The organism is Streptococcus mitis (assembly GCF_003942765.1).
Taxonomy (GTDB): domain Bacteria; phylum Bacillota; class Bacilli; order Lactobacillales; family Streptococcaceae; genus Streptococcus; species Streptococcus mitis_BE.
This window is the reverse complement of sequence record NZ_RJNW01000001.1, coordinates 93742-106426: the sequence shown is the minus strand read 5'-3', so window position 1 is coordinate 106426 and position 12685 is coordinate 93742. Positions and strand designations below refer to the sequence as shown.

Below are 12685 nucleotides of genomic sequence, written 5' to 3'. Positions count from 1 at the left end.
TAAAGGAGAAAACTCATGGAAGTTTTTGAAAGTCTCAAAGCCAACTTGGTTGGTAAAAATGCTCGTATCGTTCTCCCTGAAGGGGAAGAACCTCGTATTCTTCAAGCGACTAAACGCCTGGTAAAAGAAACAGAAGTAATTCCTGTTTTGCTTGGAAATCCTGAAAAAATTAAAATTTATCTTGAAATCGAAGGTATCGAAGATGGTTATGAAGTCATCGATCCTCAACACTATGATAAATTTGAAGAAATGGTTGCTGCCTTGGTAGAACGTCGCAAGGGCAAAATGTCTGAAGAAGATGCACGCAAGGTTTTGGTTGAAGATGTCAACTATTTTGGTGTTATGTTGGTTTACTTGGGCTTAGTTGATGGAATGGTGTCAGGAGCGATTCACTCAACTGCTTCAACAGTTCGTCCAGCTCTTCAAATCATCAAAACTCGTCCAAATGTAACTCGTACTTCAGGTGCCTTCCTCATGGTTCGTGGTACGGAACGTTACCTCTTTGGGGACTGTGCCATCAACATTAATCCAGATGCAGAAGCCTTGGCTGAAATTGCCATCAACTCAGCAATCACAGCTAAGATGTTTGGCATCGAACCTAAAATTGCTATGCTAAGTTATTCTACTAAGGGTTCAGGTTTTGGTGAAAGTGTTGATAAGGTTGTAGAAGCAACTAAAATTGCTCACGACTTGCGTCCTGACCTTGAAATCGATGGGGAATTGCAATTTGATGCGGCCTTCGTTCCAGAAACTGCTGCTCTGAAAGCTCCTGGAAGTACAGTAGCTGGTCAAGCAAACGTCTTCATCTTCCCAGGTATCGAGGCAGGAAATATTGGCTACAAGATGGCTGAACGCCTTGGTGGTTTTGCGGCTGTTGGCCCTGTTCTACAAGGTTTGAACAAGCCAGTTAACGACCTTTCTCGTGGATGTAATGCAGATGATGTTTACAAGTTAACCCTTATCACAGCAGCCCAAGCTGTTCATCAATAAAATTTAGTCCTCTTTCCCTTGGGAAGAGGCTTTTTATACTCAATGAAAATCAAAGAGCAAACTAGGAAACTAGCCGCAGGCTGTACTTGAGTACGGCAAGGCGACGTTGACGCGGTTTGAATTTGATTTTCGAAGAGTACTAATACTAGGAAAAGGACAGTTAGAATCTTCTGTGTTATACTAGAGATATGTTAGATTTGAAAGAATACGGTATCGTCATGTGGCCGGATGAGAAGATTGTTTCTTTCCGTGAGAAACTTCTTGCCTGGTATGATGAAAACAAAAGAGATTTACCATGGCGTAGGAGTAAGAATCCGTATCATATCTGGGTCTCTGAAATTATGCTCCAGCAGACTAGGGTGGATACAGTTATTCCTTATTATGAACGATTCTTGGATTGGTTTCCAACAGTGGAAAGTTTGGCAACTGCGCCTGAAGAACGTTTGTTGAAGGCTTGGGAAGGTTTGGGCTATTATTCTCGAGTACGCAATATGCAGGCTGCAGCTCGGCAGATTATGACTGACTTTGGTGGCCAATTTCCAAACACCTATGAAGGAATTTCCAGTTTGAAAGGGATTGGTCCTTACACAGCAGGAGCTATTTCCAGTATTGCTTTTAACTTGGCTGAGCCGGCTGTAGATGGTAATGTCATGCGAGTGCTGGCACGTCTATTTGAAGTCAACTACGATATTGGGATTCCAAGTAATCGTAAAATTTTTCAGGCAATGATGGAAATATTGATTGATCCAGAACGTCCGGGAGACTTTAATCAAGCCTTGATGGACTTGGGTTCGGATATTGAGGCTCCTGTAAATCCCAGACCAGAAGAAAGCCCAGTTAAGGACTTTAGTGCGGCATATCAGAATGGCACAATGGACCGTTATCCAATCAAGGCTCCCAAGAAAAAGCCAGTTCCCATTTATCTGAAAGCCTTGGTGGTAAAAAATACTCAGGGACAATTTTTACTTGAAAAAAATGAAAGCGAAAAGCTATTGGCAGGCTTTTGGCATTTCCCTTTGATAGAAGTTGATAACTTTTCGCAAGAAGAGCAGTTTGACCTCTTTCATCAGGGTGCAGAAGAAAATGTTAAGTTTGGTCCCAGTCCAGAGGAGAGTTTTCAGCAGGACTATGACTTAGAAGTTGATTGGCTTGATGTTTGTTTTGAGACTGTCAAGCATGTCTTTAGTCATCGCAAGTGGCATGTTCAAATTGTAGCAGGGCAAGTGAGTGATTTCCATGATTTTTCAGATAGGGAAGTTCGCTGGCTTTCACCAGAAGAATTCAAGAATGTTCCACTTGCCAAACCCCAACAAAAAATCTGGCAGGCTTATGCACAAGCCAACTTAGACAGTAGCAAAGACTAGCTATTGTGTCTTCTTTTTATTTTTTTGGTATAATAGTAGAGAAAAAGGTGAACAAATGAAAAAAATATTAATTGTAGATGATGAAAAACCAATCTCGGATATTATCAAGTTTAATATGACCAAGGAAGGTTACGAGGTTGTAACTGCTTTTAATGGTCGTGAAGCGCTAGAACAATTTGAAGCAGAGCAACCAGATATTATTATTCTGGATTTGATGCTTCCAGAAATTGATGGTTTAGAAGTTGCTAAGACTATTCGCAAGACTAGTAGTGTACCTATTATCATGCTTTCAGCTAAAGACAGTGAATTTGATAAGGTTATCGGTTTAGAGCTTGGTGCAGATGACTATGTAACCAAACCCTTCTCAAATCGTGAGTTGCAGGCGCGTGTTAAAGCTCTTCTCCGTCGCACGGACTTGGTTTCTGTAGATAATCAAGAGTCAGATGAAAAGAAAACCCAACCCTTGCAAATTGGGGACTTGGAGATTGTACCAGATGCCTATGTAGCTAAAAAATACGGTGAAGAACTAGACTTAACCCACCGTGAATTTGAACTCTTGTACCACTTGGCTTCTCATATCGGTCAAGTGATTACGCGTGAACACTTGCTTGAAACGGTCTGGGGTTATGATTATTTCGGAGATGTTCGAACAGTTGACGTAACTATCAGACGTTTGCGTGAGAAGATTGAAGATACACCAAGTCGTCCAGAGTATATCCTAACACGTCGCGGTGTTGGTTATTATATGAGAAATAATGATTGAATTTATTAGAAAAAATATTCTTACTAGTGATTTTATCTTCATTTTAATTTTATTGGGTTTTATCTTGATTGTTACCTTGCTTTTGCTAGAAAATCGGCGAGATAATATTCGGTTGAAGCAAATTAATCAAAAGGTGAAAGACCTGATTGCAGGAGACTATTCTCAGGTATTGGATATGCAGGGAAGCTCTGAAATCACTAATATTACCAATAATCTCAATGATTTATCAGAAGTAATCCGTTTGACTCAAGAAAATCTGGAACAAGAGAGTAAACGATTACATAGTATCCTCTCTTATATGACGGACGGAGTCCTTGCGACCAATCGTCGTGGCAAGATTACCATGATTAATGACATGGCTAAGAAACAGTTAGGTGTTCAGAAAGAAGATGTTCTAAACAAAAGTATTCTAGAATTGCTTGAGATTGAAGATGAGTATGAACTTCGTGATTTGATTACCCAAGTTCCTGAGCTTATGATTGATTCTCAGGATGCCAATGGTGAATATCTGAGCCTTCGTGTACGTTTTGCCTTGGTTCGTCGAGAGTCTGGCTTTATCTCAGGTTTGGTTGCAGTTTTGCATGATACGACGGAGCAGGAGAAGGAAGAACGGGAACGGAGACTCTTTGTTTCCAACGTTAGTCATGAGTTGAGGACACCTCTGACCAGCGTAAAATCCTATCTTGAAGCCTTGGATGAGGGAGCCTTGTCAGAACCTGTCGCACCAGACTTTATCAAGGTATCTCTTGATGAAACTAACCGTATGATGCGAATGGTGACAGATCTTCTCCATCTTTCACGTATTGATAATGCAACCAGTCATCTAGATGTCGAACTGATTAACTTTACTGCCTTTATTACCTTTATCCTTAACCGTTTTGATAAGATGAGGGGATCAGATGAAGAGAAGAAATACGAATTGGTTAGAGATTATCCGATTACGTCTGTCTGGATTGAAATTGATACAGACAAAATGACGCAGGTGATTGATAATATTCTTAACAATGCCATTAAGTATTCACCAGATGGTGGGAAAATCACAGTGACCATGAAGACAACTGATGATCAGATGATTTTATCTATCTCAGACCAAGGTTTGGGTATTCCTAAGCAGGATTTACCACGTATCTTTGACCGTTTTTATCGTGTGGATCGTGCTAGAAGTCGTGCCCAAGGTGGAACAGGATTGGGACTGTCTATTGCTAAAGAAATTATCAAACAACATAAGGGCTTTATTTGGGCCAAAAGTGAATACGGTAAGGGATCAACCTTTACCATCGTGCTCCCTTATGATAAGGATGCAGTGAAAGAAGAAGTATGGGAGGACGAAGGAGAAGACTAGAATGAGTGAAACAGGCTTTAAATACAGTATTTTAGCGTCGGGTTCCAGTGGAAATTCTTTTTATCTGGAAACCCCAAAAAAGAAACTTTTAGTGGATGCAGGCTTGTCTGGTAAGAAAATTACCAGCCTACTTGCTGAAATTAACCGCAAACCAGAGGACCTGGATGCCATCTTGATTACGCATGAGCATTCTGACCATATCCATGGAGTAGGAGTTTTGGCTCGCAAGTATGGTATGGATCTTTATGCCAATGAAAAGACCTGGCAGGCTATGGAAAATAGCAAGTATCTTGGCAAGGTGGATTCTTCGCAAAAGCATATCTTTGAAATGGGTAAAACCAAAACCTTTGGAGATATTGACATCGAGAGTTTTGGTGTAAGCCATGATGCAGTCGCACCGCAGTTCTATCGCTTTATGAAGGATGACAAGAGTTTTGTAATGTTGACTGATACAGGTTATGTGAGTGACCGTATGGCAGGAATTGTCGAGAATGCAGATGGCTATCTTATCGAGTCCAACCATGATGTAGAGATTTTGCGAGCAGGTTCTTACGCTTGGCGACTCAAACAACGAATCCTATCGGATCTTGGTCACCTTTCTAACGAGGACGGTGCTGAAGCTATGATTCGTACCTTGGGAAACCGCACTAAGAAGATCTATCTTGGGCATTTATCTAAGGAAAACAATATCAAGGAACTGGCACACATGACTATGGTCAACCAGCTAGCACAAGCTGATCTGGGAGTTGGAGTAGATTTTAAGGTATATGATACCTCACCAGATACTGCAACACCATTGACAGATATATAAAAAAGAAGGCGAGGGCCTTCTTTTTTATTTATCTAGTAGCGATTTGGTGTGGTATAATGTTTAAAAATGTTATAGGAGAAATGATGTGAAAAGAAAATGGTTATTTAAGGATTACTATGACACAACGATTATCATCCTTGCGTTGATATCTGTTGTTCTAGTCTTGCTTGGATTTGCTGAAATGATTGATTTAGACAGTCCTCCATACAGTATTATTGACTTACTACTTTGGTTTGTGTTTGTGGTAGATTATGGTTTGCGGTTCTTTTTAAGTAAAGGGAAATGGCGATTCATAATTGAAAATATTTTTGATCTGCTAGCTATCCTTCCTTTAAATGCTATTTTTACAGTATTTCGATTAGGGCGTATCTTCCGCTTAGCAAGACTGACAAAATTATTGAAACTGACTCGTTTACTTAGAATAATTGGACTTACAGGTAAATTAGAAAGAAAAATTAGTAAATTCTTACGGACAAATGGCCTGATTTATATATTTTATGTTAATATCTTTATTGTTCTAGTAGGAAGTTCAATTTTATCTGTAGTTGAAGAAAAATCTTTTTCAGAAAGTCTTTGGTGGGCTCTTGTGACTGTAACGACAGTTGGTTATGGGGATATTGTTCCGACTTCGATCTTTGGTAAATGGTTAGCTGTTTTATTAATGCTTGTTGGTATTGGAACAATAGGAATGTTAACGAGTGCCTTGACGAACTTTTTTGTAAAAGATAATCCAGATGAACAGATAAAACTTGATAAACTCCAAGATGAATTGTCTAGTCAGAGAATACTACTTGAGAAGCAATCTGAGAAGATAGAAGAACTACATAGAATGATACAAGATTTGCTTGAAAAAACGCAATTTTGACCATTTAAAAACCACTCGATGAGTGGCTTTTTTACAATCCTGCAAATTCTTTGATTTCTTGTGCTGACATTGAAGAGTCGCAACGGACATTGATTTGTCCATCTGCAATGTGAACGAAGCCTGGTACAGTTGGAATTCCGTAGCGTGAGCGGAATTCTTGTAACTCATTGAGTTGGCTTGGTTCTTCACTGTTGATGAAGTAGATGTGAGCTTTGGTTTCAGCTACGACACCTGCCAAGGTACCAGCAAATTTACGGCAGTAAGGGCAAGTTTTGCGACCGATAAAGAAGGTTGCAGTTTCTTTTTTATCAAGAGCTTCTTGCGCACGCGCAACTGTAGTGACTTCAAGGTCTTTGATATTATCTAAAAATTGTTCCATGAGATTACCTCGCTTTCATTGATAAGTCTAGTATGCCATAAAGTTTCTAAAATTGCTTAGATTTGATACGAAAAAAAGATGAGATTGGTTAGTCTCATCTTTTATAGGTCTTTATTTTACAAAAGCATTGATTTCTGCTTCGATGTTAGCAATCTTAGCTTGTGATTCTTCGTTGGTTTCACCTACAACTGCAATGTAGAACTTGATTTTTGGTTCTGTACCTGAAGGGCGAACGGCAATCCATGAACCGTCAGCAAGTGTGTATTTCAACACATCACTTGGAGGAGTTGTCAAGTTTGTAACAGAACCGTCAGCAGCAGTAGCTGTTTGAGCTTTGAAGTCTTCTACGACAGTGATAGCTGTTGCATTCCATTCTTTTGGAGCATTATTACGGAATTTAGCCATAATCGCTTTGATTTGTTCTGCACCATCGACACCTGAAAGGGTAACAGAGATAGTTTTTTCTGCGTAGTAGCCGTACTCTTTGTAGATTTCTTCGATGCCGTCAGCAAGAGTCAAACCACGTGAACGATAGTAAGCAGCAAGTTCAGCAACGACAAGAACAGCTTGGATAGCATCTTTATCACGTACGAATGGTTTTATCAAGTAACCGAAGCTTTCTTCAAATCCCATCATGTAAGTGTGATTGTGTTTTTCTTCGAATTCTTGGATTTTTTCAGCGATAAATTTGAAACCTGTCAAGACGTTGAACATAGTTGCGCCGTAACTTTCAGCAATCTTCGTTACCAAGTCAGTTGATACGATAGATTTGCAAAGAGCCGCGTTTTCTGGAAGAGTTCCAGCGTTTTTGTGGGCTTCCAAGATGTATTTAGCCATGATAGCACCGATTTGGTTACCTGAAAGGTTGAGGTAGCTACCATCTTTTTGAAGAACTTCAACACCAACACGGTCAGCATCAGGGTCAGTTGCCACAAGAACATCTGCACCAACTTGACGACCAAGTTCTTCAGCAAGGGCAAAGGCTGCTTGGCTTTCTGGGTTTGGAGATTTTACAGTTGAGAAGTCTGGGTCAGCAGTTGCTTGTGCTTCAACGACTTGAACAGAGTCAAATCCTGCTTGGGCAAGAGCACGACGAGCTAACATTTCACCAGTACCATGAAGTGGTGTGTAGACAATCTTCATGTCTTTACCAAATTCTTCAATCAAGGCTGGGTTGATGTTTACGTCTTTGACTTCTTTGAGGTATTCTACGTCAACAGCTTCGCCGATAACTTCAATCAAGCCAGAAGCTTTTTCAGTTTCCACATCAGCAACTTCAACTGCAAATGGGTTTTCGATTGCACGGATATAAGTAGTCAAAGCGTCCGCGTCGTGTGGAGGCATTTGTCCACCGTCTTCACCGTATACTTTGTAACCGTTAAATGGAGCAGGGTTGTGGCTGGCTGTGACCATGATACCTGCGAAACAGTTGAGGTGACGAACTGCAAATGAGAGTTCCGGAGTTGGACGAAGGCTTTCAAATACGTAAGATTTGATGCCGTGTTTAGCAAGAACTGCCGCAGATTCAAAGGCAAACTCAGGTGAGAAGTGACGGCTATCGTAGGCAATTGCCACACCACGTTCTTTTTCATTTCCACCTTTTGACTCAATCAAACGAGCCAATCCTTCAGTAGCTTGGCGAACAACGTAGATGTTGATGCGGTTTGTACCAGCACCAATCAGGCCACGCATACCTGCAGTACCAAATTCAAGGTTTGTATAGAAGGCATCTTCCTTCGTTTTTTCATCCATATTTTCCAAATCTTGACGAAGGTAGTCAGGAAGCTCCGCAAAATCAACCCATTTCTGGTAATTTTCTTGGTAAGACATTGAAATTCTCCTTTTTGTAAATTGTTTTAACCGTTCACATTATAGCACTTTTTAGCGTTTTAGTAAAACGTTAGCATGAGAGTCACTACTTTAATAAATCATTTTCCTCACGATATCTATCAGATTTAGTTTTCTGGTTTTCTATTGTATAAGCATAGGAAATAGATTTTAAAAAAAACATTTAGTGATTAGTTAGGCATTTATAATTTGTTCCACCAATTTTAGAAAGAATTCTATAATTTTTAGATTTTTTTAAACATTCGGTTTTCTGTTTTGAATATTATTATACCTATGGTATAATATCAGTAATAATAAAAGGAGACATTCTATTATGAAAAAAATTCTTAAGCATTCTGCTTTATTGTTATCAGCTTTAGCACTTGTTGCTTGTGGAACTTCGAAAAAAGCCAGCGACAACGGTACTGCATCAAATTCTAACTTTGAAATATCTGTTAAAGATGGAATGTTTGTATTGCCTAAGGATGAAAATTCATCTTCAAACTATCTTGCACTTCAAGTAGAAATCAAAAACAATCGTGACAAACAGTTCAGTTTCACTAGCCGCGATATCACTCTTTACAATGAAAAAGATGAAAAAGTAGAACCAATTCAAATGTATGATAGTGACAGTAAAACTAAATTCATGGATTATGGGGATAGTATTTCTAAAGGAAAAAGTGTAGCTGGCTATGTTGTCTATGAAGTTGATAAAAATGCTAAATATGAGCTTCATTTTGCACCTAGCTTCTATGAAGATATCAAAGAAAAATCTAATAAGAATAATGACGTAGCTATCAAAGTTGATCCAAGTAAGTACGAAGATCATATTGATGAAGCTAAAGAAGTAATGAAAAAGTATGTTGATGCGGTCTACCTTGATGGGGAAAGCTCAGGTGGTGGGAAAAAACTAAGCACTACTGACAATAAGTCTAAAGTTGTTCCCCTTGCAGATGATAAAAAATCATCTGATGGTGGAGAAGAATTCACTAATGATGTTAAAGCTGATCGGGAAGAATTCATTAAGAAATTTACAGAATCATTCGGAAAAAGTTTTTATAACTACAAACCTTCAGATTCAGAACTCCGCACCTTTGCTGAAGGATATATCAAAGCTAATGCTAAACGAGCAAAGGTAGAATACAAAGTAAAAACTTATTTGCCTGACTATGCAGTTATCTATGTAAGACCAGAAACAATTGACTTGGATAACTTAAATGTTTTTGAACTAAGCCGTAAATTCTACGAAGAAAATAAAGGAAAATATGGTAACTATTCAGAAGCTATGAAAGCTGGTGAGAAGTATATTCTAGAAAATGCTCCAAGCCAATTTGAGTCTACTCCTCTAGATACTAGTGATAGTATGAGAAAAGAGGGGTATGAAATTAAAATGAGTAAAAAAGATGGGAAATGGACCATTGACACTTCTTCTAAGAACTATGATTTAAACGATATGGCTCGCACATTCCGTGGAGGGGTTGGTTATTAATATTAAAAGTTCGAGTTTTAAACTTGAACTTTTTTATTGCATTTGTATAAAATAGAAAAAGATAGTAAAATAGGTTTATGATTATTTTGCAAGCTAATAAAATTGAACGTTCTTTTGCAGGAGAGGTTCTTTTTGATAATATTAACCTACAAGTTGATGAACGTGATCGGATAGCCCTTGTTGGGAAAAACGGGGCAGGTAAGTCTACTCTTTTAAAGATCTTAGTTGGAGAAGAGGAGCCAACTAGTGGAGAAATCAATAAGAAAAAAGATATTTCTCTGTCTTACTTAGCCCAAGATAGCCGTTTTGAGTCTGAAAATACCATCTACGATGAGATGATTCATGTCTTTGATGACTTGCGTCGTACGGAGAAACAACTTCGTCAGATGGAGCTAGAGATGGGAGAAAAGTCTGGTGCTGATTTGGATAAACTGATGTCAGATTACGACCGCTTATCTGAGAATTTTCGCCAAGCAGGTGGTTTCACTTATGAAGCTGATATTCGAGCGATTTTGAATGGATTCAAGTTTGACGAGTCTATGTGGCAGATGAAAATTGCTGAGCTGTCTGGTGGTCAAAATACTCGTCTGGCGCTTGCTAAAATGCTCCTTGAAAAGCCTAATCTATTGGTATTGGACGAGCCAACCAACCACTTGGATATTGAAACCATAGCCTGGCTAGAGAATTACTTGGTAAATTATAGCGGTGCCCTCATTATTGTCAGCCACGACCGTTATTTCTTGGATAAGGTTGCGACAATTACGCTAGATTTGACCAAGCATTCCTTGGATCGCTATGTGGGCAATTACACTCGTTTTGTCGAGTTGAAGGAGCAAAAGCTAGCTACTGAAGCAAAAAACTATGAAAAGCAACAAAAAGAAATTGCCGCTCTGGAAGATTTTGTCAACCGCAATCTAGTCCGAGCTTCAACGACTAAACGTGCCCAATCTCGTCGTAAACAACTAGAAAAAATGGAGCGTTTGGACAAGCCAGAAGCTGGCAAGAAATCAGCCAACATGACCTTCCAGTCTGAAAAAACGTCGGGCAATGTTGTTTTGACTGTTGAAAATGCGGCTATTGGCTATGATGGGGAAGTCCTGTCAGAGCCTATCAACCTAGACCTTCGTAAGATGAATGCTGTTGCTATTGTTGGACCAAACGGCATTGGAAAGTCAACCTTTATCAAATCTATTGTGGACCAGATTCCTTTTATCAATGGTGAGAAGCGCTTTGGCGCTAATGTTGAGGTTGGTTACTATGACCAAACCCAAAGCAAGCTGACACCAAGTAATACTGTACTGGATGAACTTTGGAATAATTTTAAACTGACACCAGAAGTTGAAATCCGTAACCGTCTAGGTGCCTTCCTTTTCTCAGGAGATGATGTAAAAAAATCAGTTGGCATGCTGTCAGGTGGCGAAAAAGCTCGTTTGCTTTTAGCTAAATTATCTATGGAAAACAACAACTTCCTGATCCTTGACGAGCCAACCAACCACTTGGATATTGATAGCAAGGAAGTGTTGGAAAATGCCCTGATTGACTTTGATGGAACTCTTCTATTCGTCAGCCATGACCGTTACTTTATCAATCGTGTGGCAACTCATGTTTTGGAATTGTCTGAGAATGGCTCGACTCTCTACCTTGGAGACTACGACTACTATGTTGAGAAGAAAGCAGAAGTAGAAATGACTCAGGCTTTGGAAGCTTCAACTAGCAATCAAGTAAAAGAAGCAAGTCCAGTCAATGACTACCAAGCCCAGAAAGAAAGTCAAAAAGAGGTTCGCAAACTCATGCGACAAATTGAAAATCTAGAAGCTGAAATAGAAGAGTTAGAAAGTCAAAGCCAAGCCATTTCTGAACAAATGTTGGAAACAAACGATGCAGGTAAACTCATGGAATTGCAGGCTGAGCTGGACAAAATCAGCCACCGTCAGGAAGAAGCCATGCTTGAATGGGAAGAATTATCAGAGCAGGTGTAAAGATGGAACATCTTGGAAAAGTATTTCGTGAATTTCGAACAAGTAGAAATTATTCTTTAAAGGAGGCGGCAGGGGAGTCCTGTTCAACCTCCCAGTTATCTCGATTTGAGCTTGGGGAGTCTGATATAGCAGTTTCACGTTTCTTTGAGATTTTGGATAACATTCATGTCACAATCGAAAATTTCATGGATAAGGCTAGGGATTTCCATTATCATGAACATGTTGCCATGATGGGACAAATTGTGCCCCTTTACTATTCAAATGATATTGCAGGTTTTCAAAAGCTTCAAAGAGAACAACTTGAAAAGGCTAAGAGTTCGACGAATCCCCTTTATTTTGAGCTGAACTGGATTTTGCTACAAGGTCTGATTTGTCAAAGAGATTCGAGTTATCATATGGAGCAGGATGATTTAGATAAGGTAGCAGATTATCTCTTTAAGACAGAAGAATGGACCATGTATGAGTTGATTCTTTTCGGGAACCTCTATAGTTTCTACGATGTGGACTATGTCACTCGGATTGGTAGAGAAGTTATGGAGAGGGAGGGATTTTATCAAGAAATTGGTCGCCATAGAAAACTGGTCTTGATTTTAGCCCTTAATTGTTACCAGCATTGTTTAGAGCATCTTTCTTTCGAAAATGCAAGCTATTTTGAGACTTATACAGAGAAGATTATTGGTAAAGGGATCAAACTGTATGAGCGTAATATTTTCCATTATCTAAAAGGCTTTTCCTTGTACCAAAAAGGACAGTGTAAAGAAGGCTGTAAGCAGATGCAAGAGGCCTTGCGTATTTTTGACCTACTAGGTCTTCCAGAGCAAGTAGCCTACTATCAAGAACACTACGAAAAATTTGTCAAAGATTAATTTTCCCAAA

General features: G+C 39.3%; 11 protein-coding genes. 9 read left to right on the top strand and 2 right to left on the bottom strand.

Translation table 11 applies throughout. The features are described from left to right. Window positions 1–15: 15 nt before the first annotated feature. From pta to D8849_RS00460, 6 genes are all read left to right on the top strand, one after another. Window positions 16–990, top strand: a complete 975-nt coding sequence (gene pta, locus D8849_RS00485) for a phosphate acetyltransferase (RefSeq protein WP_000451571.1) — start codon at window positions 16–18, stop codon at window positions 988–990. A 188-nt stretch (window positions 991–1178) separates the two neighbouring features. Further along, window positions 1179–2354, top strand: coding sequence for an A/G-specific adenine glycosylase (mutY, locus tag D8849_RS00480; RefSeq protein WP_125385855.1), 1176 nt, complete (start codon window positions 1179–1181; stop codon window positions 2352–2354). A gap of 55 nt (window positions 2355–2409) precedes the next feature. Next, window positions 2410–3117: a response regulator YycF gene (gene yycF, locus D8849_RS00475; protein ID WP_000722072.1), complete on the top strand. Its 708-nt coding sequence runs from the start codon at window positions 2410–2412 to the stop codon at window positions 3115–3117. Further along, on the top strand, window positions 3110–4459 hold the full coding sequence (gene vicK, locus D8849_RS00470; protein WP_125385854.1) for a cell wall metabolism sensor histidine kinase VicK: 1350 nt from the start codon (window positions 3110–3112) through the stop codon (window positions 4457–4459). The genes yycF and vicK overlap by 8 nt, the downstream gene beginning before the upstream one ends. Before the next feature lies 1 nt (window position 4460). After that, a complete protein-coding gene (locus tag D8849_RS00465) occupies window positions 4461–5270 on the top strand; it encodes an MBL fold metallo-hydrolase (protein WP_000004964.1) in 810 nt (269 codons plus the stop codon). Window positions 5271–5355: 85 nt separating this feature from the next. Next, the gene (locus tag D8849_RS00460) at window positions 5356–6135 is read left to right on the top strand and encodes a potassium channel family protein (RefSeq protein WP_125385853.1); all 780 of its coding nucleotides are present in this window, start codon (window positions 5356–5358) and stop codon (window positions 6133–6135) included. Between the two features lie 31 nt (window positions 6136–6166). Here the strand turns inward: D8849_RS00460 and D8849_RS00455 are convergent, their stop codons facing one another. Together D8849_RS00455 and D8849_RS00450 are read right to left on the bottom strand one after the other, a co-directional pair. Further along, a complete protein-coding gene (locus D8849_RS00455; RefSeq protein WP_000434637.1) occupies window positions 6167–6514 on the bottom strand; it encodes a thioredoxin in 348 nt (115 codons plus the stop codon). A 111-nt stretch (window positions 6515–6625) separates the two neighbouring features. Beyond that, complete coding sequence (locus tag D8849_RS00450; RefSeq protein ID WP_125385852.1) at window positions 6626–8344, bottom strand: phospho-sugar mutase; 1719 nt, start codon at window positions 8342–8344, stop codon at window positions 6626–6628. Between the two features lie 331 nt (window positions 8345–8675). On the opposite strand from D8849_RS00450, the gene D8849_RS00445 reads away from it, so the two are divergent. The 3 genes from D8849_RS00445 (at window position 8676) to D8849_RS00435 (ending at window position 12675) form a co-directional block, all read left to right on the top strand. Then, the gene (locus D8849_RS00445; protein WP_125385851.1) at window positions 8676–9830 is read left to right on the top strand and encodes a DUF4352 domain-containing protein; all 1155 of its coding nucleotides are present in this window, start codon (window positions 8676–8678) and stop codon (window positions 9828–9830) included. A gap of 77 nt (window positions 9831–9907) precedes the next feature. Further along, window positions 9908–11809 (top strand): ABC transporter ATP-binding protein, encoded by a 1902-nt coding sequence (locus D8849_RS00440; protein WP_125385850.1) that lies wholly within the window; start codon window positions 9908–9910, stop codon window positions 11807–11809. A 2-nt stretch (window positions 11810–11811) separates the two neighbouring features. Next, on the top strand, window positions 11812–12675 hold the full coding sequence (locus tag D8849_RS00435; protein WP_070479064.1) for an XRE/MutR family transcriptional regulator: 864 nt from the start codon (window positions 11812–11814) through the stop codon (window positions 12673–12675). Window positions 12676–12685 lie beyond the last annotated feature (10 nt).